The sequence below is a fragment of the Aromatoleum toluvorans genome, assembly GCF_012910905.1.
Taxonomy (GTDB): domain Bacteria; phylum Pseudomonadota; class Gammaproteobacteria; order Burkholderiales; family Rhodocyclaceae; genus Aromatoleum; species Aromatoleum toluvorans.
Window position 1 is genome coordinate 20653 of the sequence record NZ_WTVN01000017.1, and the last position, 19221, is coordinate 39873.

The following is a 19221-nucleotide window of genomic DNA, read 5'->3' on the forward strand; positions in this document are numbered from 1 at the left end:
CCAGCTCATGCGTCCGGGGAACCGCGCATTCTATCAATGATCCCGAGTCCGTCTCCCATGTCAGACACACCCGAACAGCCCTCCGAAGCAATTTGTTACGCGGCGACGCTGTCGCGCTACCTCCAGCGCATGCTCGACAGCCGCGCCTGGCTCGCCGAACGGCTCGCCGCCTCGCTCGACCGCCCGCTCGACGCCGACGCGATGCAGGCCTTCATGGCCGGCTCCGGGCTCGACGAAGCACGCCTGCGCGGCACGCTGCGCAATCTGCGCACCTGGGTCATGTGCCACCTCATCGTGCGCGACCTCAACGGCATCGCCGACCTCACCGAAGTCACCGAAACGATGACCGTGCTCGCCGAGGTCACGATCCGCGCCGCCCACGACGTGCTGCGCGAGGCCCTCGTGCAACGCTACGGCGCCCCGGTCTCGCAGAGCGGCTGGGAGCAGGAGCTGCTCGTCATCGGCATGGGCAAGCTCGGCGGGCGAGAGCTCAACGTTTCTTCAGACATCGACTTGATCTTTATCTATCCCGAAGACGGCGACACGGGCGGCGCGAAGGTCATCAGCAACTTCGAGTTCTTCGAGCGCCTCGGCAAGCAGCTGATCCAGGCGCTCGCCGACATCACCGAGCACGGGCAGGTCTTCCGCGTCGACATGCGGCTGCGGCCGAACGGCGACTCCGGCCCGCTGGTGTGCTCCTTCGACATGCTGGAGAACTACTTCATCACGCAGGGGCGCGAATGGGAGCGCTACGCGTGGATCAAGGCACGCGTGCTCGCGGGCGAGCGTTTCGAGGAACTGGAAAAGATCGCCCGCCCCTTCATCTTCCGCAAATACCTCGATTTCGGCGCCATCAACGCGATGCGCGACCTGCACGCGCAGATCCGCCGCGAAGTCGCGCGCCGCGACCGCGCCAACAACATCAAGCTGGGCCCGGGCGGCATCCGCGAGATCGAGTTCATCGCCCAGGTGTTCCAGATCATCCGCGGCGGACGCGAGACGCAGTTGCAGATCCGCCCGACGCTGAAAGTGCTCGCGCGCCTCGCCGAACGCGGCTTCCTCGCGCCCGAGGCGGTCGCCGAGCTCAGCGAGGCCTACGAATTCCTGCGCCGCCTCGAGCATCGCCTGCAATACCTCGACGACGCGCAGACGCACGACCTGCCCGGCAACGACGAGGACCGTGCGCGCATTGCCCGCGGCATGGGCTTCCCCGACTTCGCCGCCTTGCTCGAAGTCATCGACCGCCACCGTGCCGCGGTGAGCCGCCACTTCGAGCATGTGTTCGGCGACCCGGCCGAAGAAGGCCACACCCTCGACAGCATGTGGGCCGCCGCCGGCGACAGCAGCCAGGCCGAAGGCACACTCGCCAGGCTCGGCTACCGCGATCCGCCCTCCGCGGCACGCCGCCTCGCCGCGATCCGCACCGGCAACCGCTACCAGCAGCTTCCCAACCACATCCGCAGCCGCCTCGACGCGCTGATCCCGCGCGTCGTCGAAGCCGCGGCCAGCACGCCGGACGCCGACGAGACGCTCGGGCGCTGTCTCGACCTCCTCGAATCCATCAGCCGCCGCGGCGCCTACCTCGCACTGCTGCAGCAATACCCGCAGGCGCTGCGTCGCGTGGCCGACCTGATGAGCGCATCGCGCTGGGCGGCGCAGTTCCTCATCCGCCACCCCATCCTGCTCGACGAACTGCTCGATGCGCGCGTGCTGCAGACGGCCCCGGACTGGCCCGCCCTGCGCGAGCAGATCGCCGGCGCGCTGGACCTTGCGGAACCCGACATGGAGCGGCAGATGGACATGATGCGCGAACAGCATCACGCGCTCGTGTTCCGACTGCTGATGCAGGACATCGCCGGCATGCTCACGGTCGAAAAGCTCGCCGACCACCTCTCGGCGCTGGCCGACATGATGCTCGACCTCAGCCTCCCGACGATCTGGCGCAAGATCAAGATCCGCCACCGCGACGAACCCAAGTTCGCCGTGATCGCCTACGGCAAGCTTGGCGGCAAGGAGCTCGGCTACGCCAGCGATCTCGACCTCGTGTACCTGCACGACGACGACGCGCCGGAAGCGCCCGAGGTGTACACCCGTCTCGGCCAGCGCCTCAATTCATGGCTTTCCAGCCAGACCGCCGCCGGCATCATGTTTGAGACCGACCTGCGCCTGCGCCCGAACGGCGAGGCGGGCATGCTCGTGTGCTCGCTCGACTCCTTCCGCCAGTACCAGCTCGAATCGGCGTGGGTGTGGGAACACCAGGCACTGACGCGTGCGCGCTTCGCCGCCGGCGATGCCGCGCTCGGCGAAGCCTTCGAACGCATCCGCTGCGAAGTCCTGCGCCAGCCGCGCGACCTCGAGAAGCTGCGCGCGGACGTGCTCGAGATGCGCCACAAGATGCGCGACGCCCACGCGGGCAAGAGCGAGCTCTTCGACCTCAAGCACGACCACGGCGGCCTCATCGACGTCGAGTTCCTCGTCCAGTACCTTGTGCTCGGCCACGCCCACCAGTACCCCGAACTCACCGGCAACCTCGGCAACATCGCCCTGCTGCGCATCGCCGGCGATCTCGGCCTCATCCCGGCGGGCCACGCCGGCCGCTGCGGCGACAGCTACCGCATGTTCCGCCACCTGCAGCACCGCCAGCGCCTCAACGACCTGCCCTCGCGCGTCCAGCCGCTGGAAGTGGCGTTCGCGCGGGAATCGGTGCGCCGGCTGTGGCAACTGGTGTTCGGTGAGGACTGACGCAGGTCGCCGCCAGGCGGGGCGACATGGTCCGCTGAAATATTTCAGTTCATCTTTCCGCGCATGACGCAAACGTAATACGCGACTAGAATCAGAACCTGATCAACGGGCGATCGCGCTTCATGGGCCAGGAAATCGAACTCAAACTCACCCTGCCCCCCAAGGCCCTCCCGGCACTGCGGCGCCACCCGCTGGTGGCCGGCGCCGCCCGCCAGGGCAGGACGGCAACGCTCGACAACACCTATTTCGACACGCCCGACCTGCAGCTCGCGGCGCGCCGCATCGGGCTGCGCATCCGCAGGAAGGGCCGCGTCGAACTGCAGACGGTGAAGTGCGCGGCGGAATCGACCGCCGGACTCAGCGCCCGCCCCGAGTGGGAACACCCCTACGCCGGCAGCTTCGACTTCACGCCGGTCGACGACGCCAAGGTGCGCAAGCTCCTCACCCGCCGCGCGCCCGGGTTCGTCCCCGTGTTCACGACCCGCTTCCGGCGCGAAACCCGCCTGTATGCCCCCGACGACACGGTGCGCATCCTGATGATGATCGACCACGGCGAAGTCATTGCCGGCGAGCAGCGCGCCCCGATCAGCGAACTGGAGCTGGAACTCGTCGCCGGCGAACCGCTCGACCTGCTCGTGCTCGCCTGCCGCCTCGCCGGGGACATTCCGCTGATGCCCAGCGATCTCAGCAAGGCCGAACGCGGCTACGCCCTCCACCTCGGCACGCGGCTCGCGCCGGCACGCGCCGAACCGTCGGCCATCACGGCCGACGCCTGCCCGCTCGACGCCTTCCGCAGCCTCGCCGGTTCCTGCCTGCGCCAGTGGCAAGCCAACGCGGTCGGTGCCGCCGAAGACGGCGCCCCCGAATTCATCCACCAGCTGCGGGTCGCGCTGCGGCGCCTGCGCACGCTGCTGAGCCTCTTCGCACCGGTGCTGCCGCCCGAATTCGTCGGGGACTGGCGGGCGCGCCTCGGCGACAACGCGCGCACCTTCGCCGCGGCGCGCGACCTCGACGTCCTCCACGCAGAGATCCTCGCTCCCGTCGCCACGGACGAAGCGGATCACAGCGGCAGCGAAGCCGACGCGGTCGTCGCGCTCGCCGCCCGCGTCGGAGCGGAACGGGAGCGCGCGCGCCGCGACGCCCTGAACGGCCTCGATCCCGCCGCCCAGGGCCGCCTGATGATCGGCCTCACCGCCGCCCTGCACGCCCTGCCGCCCGACGGCGCCCACGCGGACGCAACGCTCACGGACTTCGCGCACCGTCAGCTCGACCGCCTGCGCAAGAAAGTCCGGCGCCGCCATGCCGCGGCCACGGATGGCAGCCGCGCCCACCTCCACGCACTGCGCATCGCGCTCAAGCGTCTGCGCTACGCGCTCGAATTCTTCACCCCCCTGCTGCCGGCAAAGCGGACACGCAAGTACCTCGCGGCCATCGTCCGCACCCAGAACACGCTCGGTTTCGTGCACGACGTCGACGTGGCCCGCCTCCGCCTTGCGCACTTTGCCGGCGATGACGCGCAACTGCGCGCCGCGGCGGCCTTCGTCTGCGGCTGGCACGGCCCCGCCTACGCCCGCGCCGGCCGCCGCGCCCTGCGCGATGTCGCCCGGCTGCTCGGCGACGAGGCGCCCTGGGCCGGGGCGCGCCGATGAGCCCGTCATTGCGTGGCAACAATCCCCCCATAGGCTGTCGCACCTTGGACGAGGAGGACACGATGGACCTGTTGCTGTGGCGCCACGCGGAAGCCGTCGACGGCAGCCCCGACCACACCCGCGAACTCACCGAGCGCGGCCTGCGCCAGGCACAGCGGGTCGCCGCCTGGCTCGAGGAACGCCGTCCCAAGCGGCTGCGCGTGCTCGTCAGCCCGACCGTGCGCACCCGCCAGACCGCCACCGCGTTCACCGATCGCTTCGAGATCGTCCCGGCGCTGGCGCCCGAAGGCGGCGTCGCCGACCTGCTGGCGGCCACCGGCTGGCCCGATTCCGCGGGCCCCTGCCTCGTCATCGGCCATCAGCCCGCACTCGGCCGCCTGGCCGCCCTGCTGCTCTCGGGCGCCGAATCCGACTGGACGATCAAGAAAGGCGCGCTGTGGTGGTTCACCAACCGCGTGCGCGACGGGGAAACCCAGACCGTGCTGCGCGCCGTGGTGCCGCCGGATCTCGCCTGACGCCGCCTGGTCCGCCCCGCCCGCCGCAGCGGACTTTTCGCGGTGGAAAAAATTGTCTGTGCCCGACATCGTGCCAGCACGCTTGCCGTAAGATTCGCCCTGCGACCAGGGCACGGCCCGCCCGCGCCTTCCGCTCAACCCGACCGGGCATTCCAGAGATGAATACTTCCATCACTGCCAACGGCACCAAGCGCACGATCGACGGCGTGGAACGCGTGTTCTACGACGGCTACTGGATCAAGGCCTACGAACCGCCGGCCGACTCCCTGCGCATGAAGCGACAGCTCATCGAAGGCCTCACGCGGCGCCTCTTCAACCACGTCGAGCACGGCATCAACATCCCCGGCAAACGCCTCGCCGAGACGCGCGCCTCCTACAACGCCGAGCCGGATCCGGACCGCAAGCGCGTCAAGGGCGCGATGCTCGCCGGCGCGCTGTTCAACCGCGCGACGGACATCTTCACGAAACTGATGGAGATGCAGGAACTCGGCATCGAGATCCAGACCGACAACGCGCTGATGCGCGAGTGCGGCTTCTGTCTGCAGGAAGCCCTCAACCTCGGCAAGCTCGTGCGCCACCGCAGCGGCGAGGAAGGCATCGACGAGCTGTGGGGCGAGCCCTTCCGCGCGTTCTCGATCCCGATCGAAGCCTTCTACGACAGCCGCTACATCAAGATCTCCCAGACCCTGCGCGACATCGACCGCATCAGCGGCGTGATGGTCGAGACCTTCGCCGGATCGCGTTTCTTCCAAGGCATCGAGGATCCGACGCTGCGCTTCGCCGAAGCCGCCAAGGTGAAATGCGAGACGCTGCGCACCGATCCCGCGATCTTCGACGTGTGGTCCGACTTCGCCGTCGCCGCCGAGCGGCTCGCGAGCGTCTCGCCGCGGCTCGCCGGCGCCACCACGCCCGAAGACCTGCAACTCGCCGTCGATGGCGTGAATCTGATCGTGCAGGGGCGCGATCTCGTCAGCTACATCACGCGTGCGCGCGTGACGATGCCCAAGAGCACGCGCGAATACATCGAACGCTGCGAGCACTGGCGCCGCGGCCTCTGCCTGCGCCTGCACCCCTCGCCGGTCGCCCCCTGAGCGCCCCGTCCCTCACCACGCCGCAAAATTGACCTGCTATGAAGAAGACCGACCTCGAGAAACTCAACGGCCTCAAGATCCGCGGCCGCATGAAGAACAGCGACACCCCCGACCGCTTCGCGAAAGCGTCGAGCGGAGCGCATGCCGACGCCGCGGTCAATCCGCTGGTCGCGAAGCTCCTGAAGAAGGGCCTCGCCGGCAAGCAGTCGTAAACGACGACGCCCGGCCGGCACACACCGCCGGCCGGGCGTCCGAACTGCCCGCGCTCAGACGATCACGCCGCCGCCCAGGCACACCTTCGATTCATACACGACCACGCTCTGGCCCGGCGTCAGCGCCCACTGCGGCTGGGCGAACGCGATCTCGGCACGGCCGTCGGCCAGCGCATCGATCTCGCACGGCATGTCGGGCGTGCGGTAGCGCGGCTTGGCCGTATACACCCAGTGCGTGTGCGGCTCACGCCCCGCGATCCAGTTGAGCTCGGCCGCCGTCAGGCTGCCCTTCAGCAGCGCGGGATGGTCGTGGCCCTGCACGACGTAGAGCACGTTCGCCTTCACGTCCTTCGCGGCGACATACCAGGCGTCATGTTCGCCGGCCTCGTCCTGCTTGCCCTTGATGCCGCCGATGTGCAGGCCCTTGCGCTGGCCGATCGTGTGGTACATCAGGCCCTGGTGCTCGCCGAGCACGCGGCCGTCGTCGAGGTTGCAGATCTCGCCCGGCTTGGTCGGCAGGTAGCGCATCAGGAACTCGCGGAACGGCCGCTCGCCGATGAAGCAGATGCCCGTCGAATCCTTCTTCTCCGCCACGTGCAGGCCCGCCTCGGCGGCGATCCGGCGCACCTCGCGCTTGTACAGCCCGCCCAGCGGGAACAGCGTCTTCGCGAGCTGCGCCTGCGTCAGGCGATAGAGGAAGTAGCTCTGGTCCTTCGTGCCGTCCTCGGCCTTCAGCAGCTGGAATTCGGTACGCCCGTCGTTCACCCACTCGCGCACGCCCGCGTAATGCCCGGTCGCGATCTTGTCCGCGCCGAGCTGCATCGCGTGGTCGAGGAAGCAGCGGAACTTGATCTCCGAATTGCACAGGATGTCGGGGTTCGGCGTGCGCCCGGCCTCGTACTCGCGCAGGAAATCGGCGAACACGCGGTCCTTGTACTCCGCCGAGAAATTCACGACCTCGAGGTCGATGCCGATCACATCGCACACCGACGCGACGTCGACCAGATCCTGACGCGTCGAGCAGTACTCGTCGTCGTCATCGTCCTCCCAGTTCTTCATGAACAGGCCGGTCACCTGGTAGCCCTGCTGCTTCAGCAACAGCGCGGTCACCGAGGAATCCACGCCGCCGGACATGCCGACGACCACCTTCATCCCGTTCGGATCCTTCTTACTGGACATTCGGTCCTTCTCCATTCAGCCAATCCGCCAGCGGCAGCACCACCGCAGGCTCGCCATGATCCACGAACCAGCTGTCGACCGCAAAGCGCGCGCCGGGATTCTGCGACACTTCGCGTTCCGGCTCCAGCCTGGCGGGCACGACCGGCGCGACATCCGCGAGCACTTCGCCGCAATCGCACAGCGCCAGCATCGGCGCGACGTAGTCGGGCACCACCACGGCGGGCGCGGCGGCGACGGGCGCCCGGAGAGGCGGAGCATCCGTTTCCTCGATCACGGCGGAGAAATGCTGCAGCACCAGCCAGGGCGCCCGCCGCTCGGCCGGCAGCACGCGGTGAAACCGCAGCCAGCCGCGCGCCGCCATGAGTTCGAGAAAGTGCGTCGTCGTCGTCGAGTGATCGATGCAGTCCATCCGCCCCGCGACGTCGTCATCGAGAAAGTTGCCGCCACGATCCGCCGCGATCGGCGTCTCGCGGGCGGCCAGACGCTGCATCATGCCCACCGCGCGGGCGATCGCCCCGCGCTCGGCCTCGGCGTCGGCCGCCGCTGCCAGCACGGCGGCCACCCCGGCGAGGCCGTCGTCGGCCAGCTCGACCTGCACCCGGCTGGCACAGCCGTAGTTGAAGCACACCTCGACGGCTTCGGCCGCATGTGCGCCCGGCAGAGCGCACAACAGGCAGGCGATCAGCGCAGCGCGCATCGCCGCACGACTCAACCCGGATAATGCCGGATCAGGTCGAGCGCATGGCGGCGCCCTGCGATCCAGTCGTCCACACACTGCAGCACCAGCGGATTGCGATGGCGCTCGCGGCAGTCGAGCAGTTCATCGCGCGTCAGCCACAGCGCGCGCACGATGCCCGCGTCGAGCGCGCGGCCCGCCTCCTCGGCACCGACCGTGCCGCCGAACGCGAAGCGCAGGTAGGTGATGCCGCCCTTCGGCACCGGCCACTGGTAGATGCCGATGAGGTACTCGGGGACGAAGCGGTGCGCCGTCTCCTCCAGCGTCTCGCGCGCGGCGGCGTCGACCAGGGACTCCCCCGCCTCCAGGTGACCGGCCGGCTGGTTGAACCGCAGACCATCGGCCGTCTCCTCCTCCACCATGAGAAAACGCCCCTGACGCTCGATCACCGATGCCACCGTCACGTTCGGTTTCCAGACTCGTTCCATCGCCATCGTCATGCAAAAACGAGCATTTTACCCTGTGCGCCCTGATCTTCCCGGATCGGACTCGTAAGCGACCGTATCCCCCATGACACCCGCAGAGCAGGGATACGCATTATCATTCACCGTCCCGCGACGTCAGACCAAGAAGACATGACACCCACGCTCGTCGGCATTCCCGTCGACTTCATCCTCTTCGCGCTGACGCTGCTCGGCGTCGCGCTGCTGCACCACTACACGTTGTACGTCGCGCTGACCGGCTTCGCCGTCATCAGCCTCTACAAGATCGTCTTCACCGGCTTCGCGGCCGGCCCCGGCGTGGCGGGCTGGATCGGCCACCTCGGCCACGAATGGGTCACGTTCGCCAACCTGTTCTGCCTACTGATGGGCTTTGCGATCCTCGCGCGGCACTTCGAGAAGAGCCATGTCCCGGTGATCCTGCCGAAGTTCCTGCCGAAGGACTGGAAAGGCCCCTTCGCGCTGCTCGTGATGATCTTCTTCATCTCGTCCATCCTCGACAACATCGCCGCCGCCCTCATCGGTGGCGCGATGGCGCACCAGCTGTTCCGCGCGAGGGTGCATATCGGCTATCTTGCGGCCATCGTCGCGGCCTCCAACGCCGGCGGCGCCGGTTCCGTCGTCGGCGACACCACGACGACGATGATGTGGATCGCCGGCATCTCGCCGCTCGCCGTGCTCAAAGCCGCCCTCGGCGCCGGCATCGCGCTGTGCATCTTCGGCACGATCGCCGCGAAGCAGCAGCACGCCTGGTCGCCAATCAACAAGCACACCCACGAGCACACGCACATCGACTGGGGCCGGCTCTTCATCGTCATGCTCATGCTGGGCCTCGCGATCGGCACCAACATCACCGTGAACATCGCCGCCCCGAGCGTCGCCAGCGCCTTCCCCTTCATCGGCGTCGCCGTGTGGGTGGCGATCCTGCTCACCGCGCAACTGCGCCGCCACGACTGGGAAATCCTGCCGGAAACCGCCAGGGGCTCGGTCTTCCTGCTCTCGCTGGTCGCCTGCGCGTCGATGATGCCGGTGAACGAACTGCCGCCCGCGTCATGGACCAGCGCGCTCGTGCTGGGCTTCGTCTCCGCGGTGTTCGACAACATCCCGCTCACGGCGCTGGCGATCCGCCAAGGCGGCTACGACTGGGGCTTCCTCGCGTATGCGGTCGGTTTCGGCGGCTCGATGCTGTGGTTCGGCTCCTCGGCCGGCGTCGCGCTGTCCAGCATGTACCCCGAGGCGCGCTCGGCGGTCCAGTGGCTGCGCAAGGGCTGGCACATCCCCCTTGCCTACGTCGTCGGCTTCGCCGTGATGCTGGCCGTGCTCGGGTGGCACCCGCAGTGAGCCGCTGCCGCGCGCACCCCGCAAAGTCGCCGGGTTTGCGCTAAAATTGCGAATTCGCTCCGCGCTGCGGAGCGCCCCCCTGAACACAATTCCGCTGGAGAATCCCATCATGTCCATGGCTGACCGCGACGGTTTCATCTGGCAGGACGGCAAGCTCGTGCCTTGGCGCGAAGCCACGACCCACGTCCTGACCCACTCCCTGCATTACGGCGTAGCCGTGTTCGAGGGCGTGCGCGCGTACAACACAGCCAAGGGCACCGCGATTTTCCGTCTCGCCGAGCACACCCAGCGCCTGATCAACTCGGCCAAGATCTACCGCATGGAGATCCCCTTCTCCAAGGACGAGCTGATGGAAGCGCAGAAGGAAGTCGTGCGCGCCAACAAGCTCGAATCCTGCTACCTGCGCCCGCTGGCGTTCTACGGCTCGGAGAAGATGGGCATCTCGACGCGCGGGGCGCGCGTCCATGTCGCCATCGCCGCCTGGCCGTGGGGCGCCTACCTCGGCGAGGAAGGCCTCGAGAAAGGCATCCGCATCCGCACCTCGTCCTATGCGCGCCACCACGTGAACGTGACGATGCCGCGCGCGAAGCTGTCGGGCAGCTACGCGAACTCCATCCTCGCCAACCTCGAAGCAACCGACGACGGCTACGACGAAGCGCTGCTGCTCGACACCCAGGGTTTCGTCGCCGAAGGCTCCGGCGAGAACTTCTTCATGATCAAGGACGGCAAGATCTACGAACCCGAGATCGCCTCGGCGCTGACCGGCATCACCCGTGACTCGGTCATCCAGATCGCGCGCGAGCTCGGCTACACGGTCGAATCCCGCCGCCTCACGCGCGACGACATCTACATCGCCGACGAGGCCTTCTTCACCGGTACCGCCGCCGAAGTCACGCCGATCCGCGAGCTCGACAACCGCACCATCGGCGCCGGCAAACGCGGCCCGATCACCGAAAAGCTTCAGGCGCGCTTCTTCGACGTCGTCAATGGCCGCGCCCCCGAATACGAGCGCTGGCTCTCCTACGTCTGAGGAAACGCACACCATGGCCGAAAACCAGGACAAGACCCAAACGATCGCCGTCACCGCCCACGACCTGCCGCTGCATTGCCCGCGGCCGGACGCGCCGCTGTGGGCCCGCCACCCGCGCGTCTTCCTCGACGTGCTGGCCGAAGGCGAAGCAGTCTGCCCGTACTGCAGCACGAAATACGTCTTCACCGGCGAGCGTCCGAAGGGTCATCACTGATCCACGGCGCATGATCGACATGGGGGCAGCAATGCCCCCATGGCATTTCCGGACCAGTTTCTTCGCTTAAAGCCAGCCCAAGTGAACAAACCCGTCTTCACCACGGCCCTCGAGGCCGAGGCCGCCTTCTACGACGCGCTCGCACGCTCCGACCTCGATGCGATGATGCAGGTGTGGTCGGAAGACGACGAAGTCGTATGCATCCATCCCGACGGCGCCCGCCTCGTCGGCCTGCACGCGGTGCGCGAATCGTGGCGCCAGCTGTTCGCCAGCGGCGTCCGCCTCGCGGTCAGCGTCTCGCAACGCGTCGCGTCGGGCAATTCATTGCTCGCAACGCACAACGTCATCGAACACGTCGCGCTCGCCCGCGACGAGCGCGCGCCGCCGCCGATGGTCGCGACCAACGCCTATGCCAGCGGCCCGCATGGCTGGAAGATGATCATGCACCACGCGTCACCGGCGCCCGCATCCCTCCCTGCCGGCACACACGACGGCCCCCGCATCGTACATTGATGCGGCGCTGCAACATGCCCTGATACTTTTCCTGCGCCGGCGACGCGCTTCGCTTACACAACTGCGTTAATCTGCGCCCGTCGGCCGGCCCGACCGCAGCGCAGGCCATCCCGGCCTCCGATCCACTACCCTGGACAAACACGCTTTGAACATGACCCCGACTTCCTACGCCGCACCGGCGGCAGAAATCTTCAAGGCCTATGACATCCGCGGCATCGTCGACCGCAGCCTGACTGTCGACGCCGTGCGCGCCATCGGCCACGCCCTCGGCTCCGAAGCCGTCGCACGCGGCCAGCGCGCCATCGCGGTCGGCCGCGACGGCCGTCTGTCCGGCCCCGAGCTCGCCGGCGCGCTCTCCGACGGCATCCGCGCCGCAGGCGTCGACGTCGTCGACATCGGCTGCGTGCCGACCCCGCTCACCTACTTCGCCGCCTACCAGCTCGGCACCGACTCCTGCGTCAGCGTCACCGGCAGCCACAACCCGCCCGACTACAACGGCCTCAAGATGGTGCTCGGCGGCCAGACGCTGTACGGCCCCCTCATCCAGGACCTGCGCCGCCGCATCGTCGAGAACGACCTCGTGCACGGCGAGGGCAGCCTGCGCAAGGAAGAAGTGGTGGACGCCTACCTCGAGCGCATCGTCTCCGACGTCAAGCTCGCACGCCCGATGAAGATCGTCATCGACTGCGGCAACGGCGTCGCCGGCGCCGTCGCCCCCGCACTCTTCCGCCGCCTCGGCTGCGAGATCGTCGAACTCTTCTGCGAAGTCGACGGCAAGTTCCCGAACCACCACCCCGACCCGTCCAAGCCCGAGAACCTGCAGGACGTGATCCGCGCCCTGAAGGAAACCGACGCCGAACTCGGCCTCGCCTTCGACGGCGACGGCGACCGCCTCGGCGTCGTCACCAAGGACGGCGAGATCATCTTCCCCGACCGCCAGCTGATGCTGTTCGCGGCCGACGTGCTGTCGCGCGTGCCGGGCGGCGAGATCATCTACGACGTCAAATGCACGCGCAACCTCGCCGGCTGGGTGCGCCAGCACGGCGGCAAGCCGACGATGTGGAACACCGGCCACGCGCTCGTGAAGGCCAAGCTCAAGGAAACCGGCGCCCCGCTCGCCGGCGAAATGAGCGGCCACGTGTTCTTCAAGGAGCGCTGGTTCGGCTTCGACGACGGCCTCTACGCCGGCGCACGCCTGCTGGAGATCCTGTCGCGCCACGCCGACCCCAGCGCGGTCCTCAAGGACCTGCCGGACGCCGTCAGCACGCCGGAACTCAACATCAAGATGGCCGAGGGCGAGCCCTTCGAACTCGTGCGCCGCCTGAAGGAAACCGCGCGCTTCGACGGCGCGAGCGAAGTCATCACCCTCGACGGCGTGCGCGTCGAATACGCCGACGGCTTCGGCCTCGCACGTCCTTCCAACACGACGCCCGTGGTCGTGCTACGATTCGAAGCTGACAACGAGGCCGCGATCGCCCGCATCCAGAACGCCTTCCGCGCCGCGATCGAGCAAGTCTGGCCCGGCCTCAAGCTGCCGTTCTAAGATCATCCGATAACAAGAACAACAACAAACACAAGGCCCCGATCCGCAAGGATCGGGGCCTTTTTCTTGCCAACGCCCCAGCACCACGCAAGGCGTCGTCGCCTTCCCCCGCAGGGCTGTCGAGAGCGCCGCCGGCCGGGCCGTTGCGGGGGGAAAACGGCGGCGCATGTCTGAGGGCGCGCAGCGCCCGAGTTTGCGCCGACGCCCCCGCAACGGTCTGGCCGGCGGGAAGCCGAAGGCCGCGAACGCCTGCCCGGAGGGGGAAGGCGACGACGCCGACCACGGAGTCTGGCCCTCCATCAACCCGCCCCCTGAAAGCACAAGAGCCCCGTCAGCCAAAGACCGACGGGGCTCCCGATTTCAACGCGGCCGAAAGAGGCAGCGGCTTACAGCTTCCCGGCCACCCAGTCCGCAACCCCCGCCAGCGCCGCCGGCAGCTTCGACGGCTCGGTGCCGCCCGCCTGCGCCATGTCCGGCCGACCACCGCCCTTGCCGCCCACCTGCTGCGCGACGAAGTTCACCAGCTCGCCGGCCTTCACCTTCGCCGTCTGGTCGGCCGTGACGCCCGCGATCAGGCTCACCTTGCCGTCGGCCGTCGACGCCAGCACGATCGCCGCCGACTTCAGCTTGTCCTTCAACTTGTCCATCGTCTCGCGCAGCGTCGGCACGTCGGCACCATCCAGCATCGCCGCCAGCACCTTCACGCCCTTCACGTCGGCCGCCTGCGCCACCAGATCGTCGCCCTGGCTCGCCGCCAGCTTCGACTTCAGGCGCGCCAGCTCCTTCTCCAGCGCACGCACGTTCTCCAGCATGGCGGCGACGCGTTCCGCAACCTCGTCCGGCTGAGTCTTCAACAGCGCCGCCACACCCTGAACGCGCCGTTCCTGCTCCTGCACGTACTGCAGCGCCAGCTCGCCCGTCACCGCCTCGATCCGGCGCACGCCGGCCGCAACGCCGCCTTCCGACAGGATCTTGAACAGACCGATGTCGCCGGTGCGCGCCACGTGCGTGCCACCGCACAGTTCCCGCGTCGAGCCGATCGACATCACGCGCACCTCGTCGCCGTACTTCTCGCCGAAGAGCATCATCGCGCCCGTCTTCTGCGCCTCCTCGATCGGCATCACGCGCGCATCGGTCGCCGCGTTGGCGAGGATCTCGGCATTGACGATCTCCTCCACCTCGCGGATCTCCTCCGGCGTCATCGGCGCGGTGTGCGCGAAGTCGAAACGCGTCTTGTCCGGATCGACCTGCGAACCCTTCTGCAGCACGTGCGCACCCAATACCTCGCGCAGCGCCTTGTGCATCAGGTGCGTGACCGAATGATTGCGCTGGGTGCGCGCGCGCGCCGCCGCATCGACCTTCGCCGTCACGCCCTGTCCCACCGACAGGCGGCCGGTCTTGACGACGCCGTGGTGGCCGAACACCGTTGCCTGGATCTTCTGCGTGTCCTCGACCGCGAAGATCCCCGCGGCACCGCGCAGCTCGCCGCGGTCGCCGACCTGGCCGCCCGACTCGGCGTAGAAGGGCGTGTTGTCCAGCACCACGACCCCCATTTCGCCTTCGGCCAGCTCGTTGACCGGGGCCCCGTCCTTGTACAGCGCCAGTACGTTGCCGCGCTCCTCCAGCCGCTCGTAGCCGTGGAAGGTCGTCGCCGGCCCCTCGTACTCGAGGTTCGCGGCCATCTTGAACTTGCCGGCCGCGCGCGCCTGCTCCTTCTGGCGCGTCATCGCCGCATCGAACGCAATCGCATCGACGGTCACTTCGCGCTCGCGGCACACGTCTGCCGTCAGGTCGAGCGGGAAGCCGTAGGTGTCGTGCAGCTTGAACGCCGTCTCGCCGTTGAACACGCGGTTGCCGGCCGCGGACATCTCCGCGAGCTCGGCTTCGAGGATCGTCATGCCGTTCTCGATCGTCGCGAAGAAACGGTCCTCTTCCTGCTTCAGGATCTCGACGACACGCGATTGGGCCGCCTTCAGATCGGGATAGGCGTCGCCCATCTCGACGACCAGATCCGCCACCAAGCGATGGAAGAACGCTGCCCGCGCCCCCAGCTTGTAACCGTGGCGGATCGCGCGGCGAATGATCCGGCGCAGCACGTAGCCGCGCCCCTCGTTGCCGGGGATCACGCCGTCGGCGATCAGGAAGGAACAGGCGCGGATGTGGTCGGCGAGCACCTTCAGGCTCGGGCTGTCGAGGTCCGCGGTCTTCGTCTCGCGCGCCGCAGCCCGGATCAGGTTCTGGAACAGGTCGATCTCGTAGTTGCTATGCACATGCTGCAGCACCGCCGAGATGCGCTCGAGGCCCATGCCGGTATCGACGCTGGGCTTGGGCAACGGATGCATCACGCCCGCCTCGTCGCGGTTGAACTGCATGAACACGTTGTTCCAGATCTCGATGTAGCGGTCGCCGTCCTCCTCGGGCGATCCCGGGGGGCCGCCCCAGATCTCGGGGCCGTGATCGTAGAAGATCTCCGTGCACGGGCCGCAGGGGCCGGTGTCGCCCATCATCCAGAAATTGTCGGAGGCGTAGCGCGCGCCCTTGTTGTCGCCGATGCGGATCACGCGCTCGGCGGGCACGCCCACCTCCCTGGTCCAGATGTCGTAGGCCTCGTCGTCCTCGGCATAGACGGTGACCCACAGCTTGTCCTTGGGCAGCTTGAACTCGTCGGTCAGCAGCGCCCACGCATACGTGATCGCGTCGCGCTTGAAGTAGTCGCCGAAGCTGAAGTTGCCCAGCATCTCGAAGAAGGTATGATGCCGCGCGGTGTAGCCGACGTTCTCGAGGTCGTTATGCTTGCCGCCGGCACGCACGCATTTCTGCGAGGTGGTTGCGCGCGAATACGGGCGCTTGTCGAAGCCGAGGAACACGTCCTTGAACTGGTTCATCCCCGCGTTGGTGAACAGCAGGGTGGGATCCTCGTGCGGCACCAGCGAGCTGGAGGAGACGATCTGGTGGCCTTTCGACTCGAAGAACTTGAGGAATTTCTCGCGGATTTCGGCGCTTTTCATGGCAGGAATTCGGTTGTCCGGCGCCCGGTCGGCGCCTCGTCGTTCAGAAACGACAATTCTAACCGAAGCCCACCCGTTTCACCCGCGACGCCTGGCGTCGCGGGGAGTGTAGGGTGTCATGCCAGTTGCGTCGCCACGCTGTGGGATTGAAGGCCGGCCACCGACGCGTTGAGCGTCAGCGGGATTTCGATGAACGCGTAGGTCATCACCAGAAGGAAGGTTCCGGCTACGACCGAAGTGAATTGCTTGAAGAACTCGGTTTGTCGCAACTTCATAAGACTCTCCTTGGGGTCATCGGGGACCGCATTTGTGATTAAAGGCCGGCGCATTCTGTGGTGCGGATGCGACGGATGCGGTAACACGATGAAATCTTTGGTAAGTCAATGAAACAACGGTAACCTTCCCGGTGTCCTCGACCGGGGCGCCCTTCGCCTATAATCAGGTGCTTCCCTGCAAAAAATACGGAAATTCCCGATGGGCCACCGACTCTCGAAGATTTACACACGCACCGGCGATGCCGGCACCACCGGACTGGGCGACGGCAAGCGCGTCTCCAAGAACAGCCTGCGCATCCACGCGCTCGGCGAAGTCGATGAACTCAACGCGGCCGTGGGCGTGCTGCTGTGCGAGGAGCTGCCGGAAGACGTCCGCGAGCTGCTGACCGACGCCCAGCACGATCTCTTCGACCTGGGCGGCGAAGTATGCATCCCGGGCATGAGCATGATCACGGCGAAGCAGGTCGAGAAGCTCGAGCAGGAACTCGACCGCCTCAACGAGCCGCTCGAGCCGCTCAAGGACTTCATCCTGCCCGGCGGCACCCGCCCCGCCGCGCTGGCGCACCACGCGCGCACGGTATGCCGCCGCGCCGAACGCTCGCTCGTCGCGCTGGCGCTCGAGGAGGCCGTCAATGACGGTCCGCGCCAGTACCTGAACCGCCTCTCGGACCTGCTGTTCGTGCTCGGGCGCGTGCTCAACCGCGCCGGCGGCCGCGGCGACGTGCTGTGGCAGAAGCGCAAGAACGCCTGACGGTCTGATCTTTCCGCGCCGTCGCAGCGGCCGGAACGACAGGGACGGCGCCCCGACCGGATCGCTCCGGCGACAGGAAGCGGGGCGCCGCGATCACGCCGCGCGCAATGCGGCCTGCCTTACTCGAGCTCGGCCCCGTGGCTGATCCGGCGCTGCCGCACCGCCTCGGCAAGGATTTCGAGGACCGTCACGCTGTCCTCCCACCCGATGCAGGCATCGGTGATGCTCTTGCCGTATTCGAGCTCCTTGCCCGGCACGAGGTCCTGACGCCCTTCCTTGAGGTGCGACTCGACCATCACGCCAACGATGCGGTCCTCGCCCGCCGCCATCTGTGCCCCCACGTCGCGCGCGACATCGATCTGCAGGCGGTGCTGCTTGCGGCTGTTGGCGTGCGAGAAGTCGATCATGACCTTGCCCGGCACGCCCGAAGCGGCCAGTTCCGTGCAGGCCGCATCGACGCTCGCGGCGTCGTAGTTCGGCGTCTTGCCGCCGCGCAGGATCGCGTGGCAGTCCTCGTTGCCGAGCGTCGACACGATGGCCGAATGACCGGCCTTCGTCACCGACAGGAAATGGTGCGGCGACTGCGCCGCCTTGATCGCGTCGACGGCAATCCTGACGTTGCCGTCGGTGCCGTTCTTGAAACCGACCGGGCACGACAGCCCCGACGCCAGCTCGCGATGCACCTGACTTTCCGTCGTGCGCGCGCCGATCGCCCCCCACGAGATCAGGTCGCCGATGTACTGCGGCGTGATCATGTCGAGGAACTCGGTGCCCGCGGGCAGCCCCAGCTCGTTGATCTCCCACAGCAGCTTGCGCGCGAGCCGCACGCCCTCGTTGATGCGGAAGCTGTTGTCGAGGTAAGGGTCGTTGATCAGGCCCTTCCAGCCGACGGTCGTGCGCGGCTTCTCGAAATACACGCGCATCACGACGAGGAGTTCGTCCTTGAAGCGGGCCGCCTCGGCCTTCAGCTTACGTCCATATTCGAGCGCCGCGTCGATGTCGTGGATCGAACAGGGCCCGATCACGACCAGCAGACGGTCGTCGGCACCGTACAGGATGCGGTGGATCGCCTGCCTCGCCTCAAACGCGACTTCCGCGGCCTTGGGCGTCGCCGGAAACTCGCGCAGCACGTGAACGGGCGGCACGAGCTCCTTGATCTCCTTGATGCGGACGTCATCGATATGGATCTTGACTGAAGCAGGCATGGCTAAAACTCTGTCGGGTGGCATTGGCGAACGTTCGATTCTAGCCCAAGATCGGCGCCGGGCGCTGTGCCTCGGCGCCGACACGCCGCACAAGGCATGGCTGTGGCAGTATCGCCATCACCGCACCCCGGATGGAATAAACGGGACACCCCGGATGTTCATGACGTAACGAACACGCAAGGAGCGCCTGGCATGAGCACGCGACACCGCCCGAATCCCGCCTGCCCGGCTCCGGGCACACGTCCGGAACCGGCCTGACGCAGGCGCCGCAGCATGTTCTCCGACGACGCACTGCTCGCCGAGATCCCGCGCCTGCGCCGCTATGCACGCGGCCTGACGGGTGACGCCACGCGCGCCGACGACCTGGTGCAGGACACGCTGGAACGCGCGCTGCTCAAGGGACGCCTGTGGCGCCCCGGCAACCTGCGCGCCTGGCTGCTGACGATGATGCACAACGTATTCGTAAATCAGTACCGCGCCTCGGGCACCATGGACTTTCGCCCCCCCGAAGACCTGCCCGAGGTCGCCGTACGACCGCAGCAGACGGATGCCATCGAACTGCGCGAACTGGAACGCGCATTGCAGCAACTGTCGCCCGAGCAGCGCGAAGTGCTGCTGCTGGTGACACTGGAAGACATGAGTTACGAGGACACGGCCCACATTCTCGGCATCCCCATCGGCACCGTGATGTCGCGCCTGTCGCGCGCACGGGATCGCCTGCGCCAGGTGCTCGCCGGGCAATCCGCGGCACCCGACTACCTGAAGGTTGTGAAATAG

General features: G+C 67.5%; 18 protein-coding genes. 12 read left to right on the plus strand and 6 right to left on the minus strand.

Annotation, left to right across the window (positions count from 1 at the left end):
* The first annotated feature begins 57 nt into the window (after nucleotides 1–57).
* From glnE to GPA22_RS12170, 5 genes are all read left to right on the plus strand, one after another.
* Nucleotides 58–2742 carry a bifunctional [glutamate--ammonia ligase]-adenylyl-L-tyrosine phosphorylase/[glutamate--ammonia-ligase] adenylyltransferase gene (gene glnE, locus GPA22_RS12150; RefSeq protein WP_169256333.1) on the plus strand — a complete coding sequence of 895 codons (2685 nt, stop codon included), beginning with the start codon at nucleotides 58–60 and terminating at the stop codon, nucleotides 2740–2742.
* Between the two features lie 122 nt (nucleotides 2743–2864).
* On the plus strand, nucleotides 2865–4391 hold the full coding sequence (locus GPA22_RS12155) for a CYTH and CHAD domain-containing protein (RefSeq protein WP_169256334.1): 1527 nt from the start codon (nucleotides 2865–2867) through the stop codon (nucleotides 4389–4391).
* Between the two features lie 62 nt (nucleotides 4392–4453).
* The gene (locus GPA22_RS12160; RefSeq protein WP_169256335.1) at nucleotides 4454–4906 is read left to right on the plus strand and encodes a SixA phosphatase family protein; all 453 of its coding nucleotides are present in this window, start codon (nucleotides 4454–4456) and stop codon (nucleotides 4904–4906) included.
* A gap of 158 nt (nucleotides 4907–5064) precedes the next feature.
* Complete coding sequence (locus tag GPA22_RS12165) at nucleotides 5065–5997, plus strand: hypothetical protein (protein ID WP_169256336.1); 933 nt, start codon at nucleotides 5065–5067, stop codon at nucleotides 5995–5997.
* Between the two features lie 38 nt (nucleotides 5998–6035).
* Nucleotides 6036–6209, plus strand: a complete 174-nt coding sequence (locus GPA22_RS12170; RefSeq protein ID WP_169256337.1) for a hypothetical protein — start codon at nucleotides 6036–6038, stop codon at nucleotides 6207–6209.
* Between the two features lie 54 nt (nucleotides 6210–6263).
* Here GPA22_RS12170 and mnmA read toward each other — a convergent pair whose 3' ends face one another.
* Genes mnmA through GPA22_RS12185 form a run of 3 tightly spaced genes read right to left on the minus strand, consistent with a single transcriptional unit; the run spans nucleotide 6264 to nucleotide 8552 of the window.
* The gene (gene mnmA, locus GPA22_RS12175; protein WP_169256404.1) at nucleotides 6264–7361 is read right to left on the minus strand and encodes a tRNA 2-thiouridine(34) synthase MnmA; all 1098 of its coding nucleotides are present in this window, start codon (nucleotides 7359–7361) and stop codon (nucleotides 6264–6266) included.
* 16 nt (nucleotides 7362–7377) lie between these two features.
* Nucleotides 7378–8085: a hypothetical protein gene (locus tag GPA22_RS12180; protein ID WP_246264298.1), complete on the minus strand. Its 708-nt coding sequence runs from the start codon at nucleotides 8083–8085 to the stop codon at nucleotides 7378–7380.
* An 11-nt stretch (nucleotides 8086–8096) separates the two neighbouring features.
* Entirely contained in the window at nucleotides 8097–8552 is a 456-nt protein-coding gene (locus tag GPA22_RS12185; RefSeq protein WP_169256339.1) for an NUDIX hydrolase, read from the minus strand.
* A 147-nt stretch (nucleotides 8553–8699) separates the two neighbouring features.
* On the opposite strand from GPA22_RS12185, the gene GPA22_RS12190 reads away from it, so the two are divergent.
* The 5 genes from GPA22_RS12190 to GPA22_RS12210 all read left to right on the plus strand — a co-directional run bounded on the left by GPA22_RS12190 (nucleotide 8700) and on the right by GPA22_RS12210 (nucleotide 13205).
* The gene (locus GPA22_RS12190) at nucleotides 8700–9905 is read left to right on the plus strand and encodes a citrate transporter (protein ID WP_169256340.1); all 1206 of its coding nucleotides are present in this window, start codon (nucleotides 8700–8702) and stop codon (nucleotides 9903–9905) included.
* Nucleotides 9906–10014: 109 nt separating this feature from the next.
* Nucleotides 10015–10935 carry a branched-chain amino acid transaminase gene (locus tag GPA22_RS12195; RefSeq protein ID WP_169256341.1) on the plus strand — a complete coding sequence of 307 codons (921 nt, stop codon included), beginning with the start codon at nucleotides 10015–10017 and terminating at the stop codon, nucleotides 10933–10935.
* Nucleotides 10936–10948: 13 nt separating this feature from the next.
* The gene (locus GPA22_RS12200; RefSeq protein ID WP_169256342.1) at nucleotides 10949–11149 is read left to right on the plus strand and encodes a zinc-finger domain-containing protein; all 201 of its coding nucleotides are present in this window, start codon (nucleotides 10949–10951) and stop codon (nucleotides 11147–11149) included.
* An 81-nt stretch (nucleotides 11150–11230) separates the two neighbouring features.
* Entirely contained in the window at nucleotides 11231–11662 is a 432-nt protein-coding gene (locus tag GPA22_RS12205; protein WP_169256343.1) for a nuclear transport factor 2 family protein, read from the plus strand.
* 151 nt (nucleotides 11663–11813) lie between these two features.
* Complete coding sequence (locus tag GPA22_RS12210; protein WP_169256344.1) at nucleotides 11814–13205, plus strand: phosphomannomutase/phosphoglucomutase; 1392 nt, start codon at nucleotides 11814–11816, stop codon at nucleotides 13203–13205.
* A 386-nt stretch (nucleotides 13206–13591) separates the two neighbouring features.
* Here GPA22_RS12210 and alaS read toward each other — a convergent pair whose 3' ends face one another.
* Nucleotides 13592–16213 (minus strand): alanine--tRNA ligase, encoded by a 2622-nt coding sequence (alaS, locus tag GPA22_RS12215; RefSeq protein ID WP_169256345.1) that lies wholly within the window; start codon nucleotides 16211–16213, stop codon nucleotides 13592–13594.
* Between the two features lie 116 nt (nucleotides 16214–16329).
* Nucleotides 16330–16488, minus strand: a complete 159-nt coding sequence (locus GPA22_RS12220) for a hypothetical protein (protein WP_169256346.1) — start codon at nucleotides 16486–16488, stop codon at nucleotides 16330–16332.
* Between the two features lie 199 nt (nucleotides 16489–16687).
* On the opposite strand from GPA22_RS12220, the gene GPA22_RS12225 reads away from it, so the two are divergent.
* Entirely contained in the window at nucleotides 16688–17239 is a 552-nt protein-coding gene (locus tag GPA22_RS12225; protein ID WP_169256347.1) for a cob(I)yrinic acid a,c-diamide adenosyltransferase, read from the plus strand.
* Between the two features lie 119 nt (nucleotides 17240–17358).
* Here GPA22_RS12225 and aroG read toward each other — a convergent pair whose 3' ends face one another.
* Complete coding sequence (aroG, locus tag GPA22_RS12230; protein ID WP_169256348.1) at nucleotides 17359–18444, minus strand: 3-deoxy-7-phosphoheptulonate synthase AroG; 1086 nt, start codon at nucleotides 18442–18444, stop codon at nucleotides 17359–17361.
* A 273-nt stretch (nucleotides 18445–18717) separates the two neighbouring features.
* Here aroG and GPA22_RS12235 point away from each other — a divergent pair, with 273 nt between their 5' ends.
* Complete coding sequence (locus GPA22_RS12235) at nucleotides 18718–19221, plus strand: sigma-70 family RNA polymerase sigma factor (RefSeq protein WP_169256349.1); 504 nt, start codon at nucleotides 18718–18720, stop codon at nucleotides 19219–19221.

What these genes read in the sequence shown, in the direction of transcription:
- GPA22_RS12210 (WP_169256344.1), top strand. Translation starts at nt 11,814, where the DNA reads ATGACCCCGACTTCCTACGCCGCACCGGCGGCAGAAATCTTCAAGGCC.
- alaS (WP_169256345.1), bottom strand. Translation starts at nt 16,213, where the DNA reads ATGAAAAGCGCCGAAATCCGCGAGAAATTCCTCAAGTTCTTCGAGTCG.
- GPA22_RS12160 (WP_169256335.1), top strand. Translation starts at nt 4,454, where the DNA reads ATGGACCTGTTGCTGTGGCGCCACGCGGAAGCCGTCGACGGCAGCCCC.
- GPA22_RS12180 (WP_246264298.1), bottom strand. Translation starts at nt 8,085, where the DNA reads ATGCGCGCTGCGCTGATCGCCTGCCTGTTGTGCGCTCTGCCGGGCGCA.
- aroG (WP_169256348.1), bottom strand. Translation starts at nt 18,444, where the DNA reads ATGCCTGCTTCAGTCAAGATCCATATCGATGACGTCCGCATCAAGGAG.
- GPA22_RS12190 (WP_169256340.1), top strand. Translation starts at nt 8,700, where the DNA reads ATGACACCCACGCTCGTCGGCATTCCCGTCGACTTCATCCTCTTCGCG.
- glnE (WP_169256333.1), top strand. Translation starts at nt 58, where the DNA reads ATGTCAGACACACCCGAACAGCCCTCCGAAGCAATTTGTTACGCGGCG.
- GPA22_RS12235 (WP_169256349.1), top strand. Translation starts at nt 18,718, where the DNA reads ATGTTCTCCGACGACGCACTGCTCGCCGAGATCCCGCGCCTGCGCCGC.
- GPA22_RS12165 (WP_169256336.1), top strand. Translation starts at nt 5,065, where the DNA reads ATGAATACTTCCATCACTGCCAACGGCACCAAGCGCACGATCGACGGC.
- GPA22_RS12200 (WP_169256342.1), top strand. Translation starts at nt 10,949, where the DNA reads ATGGCCGAAAACCAGGACAAGACCCAAACGATCGCCGTCACCGCCCAC.
- GPA22_RS12170 (WP_169256337.1), top strand. Translation starts at nt 6,036, where the DNA reads ATGAAGAAGACCGACCTCGAGAAACTCAACGGCCTCAAGATCCGCGGC.
- GPA22_RS12225 (WP_169256347.1), top strand. Translation starts at nt 16,688, where the DNA reads ATGGGCCACCGACTCTCGAAGATTTACACACGCACCGGCGATGCCGGC.
- mnmA (WP_169256404.1), bottom strand. Translation starts at nt 7,361, where the DNA reads ATGAAGGTGGTCGTCGGCATGTCCGGCGGCGTGGATTCCTCGGTGACC.
- GPA22_RS12195 (WP_169256341.1), top strand. Translation starts at nt 10,015, where the DNA reads ATGTCCATGGCTGACCGCGACGGTTTCATCTGGCAGGACGGCAAGCTC.
- GPA22_RS12220 (WP_169256346.1), bottom strand. Translation starts at nt 16,488, where the DNA reads ATGAAGTTGCGACAAACCGAGTTCTTCAAGCAATTCACTTCGGTCGTA.
- GPA22_RS12185 (WP_169256339.1), bottom strand. Translation starts at nt 8,552, where the DNA reads ATGGAACGAGTCTGGAAACCGAACGTGACGGTGGCATCGGTGATCGAG.
- GPA22_RS12155 (WP_169256334.1), top strand. Translation starts at nt 2,865, where the DNA reads ATGGGCCAGGAAATCGAACTCAAACTCACCCTGCCCCCCAAGGCCCTC.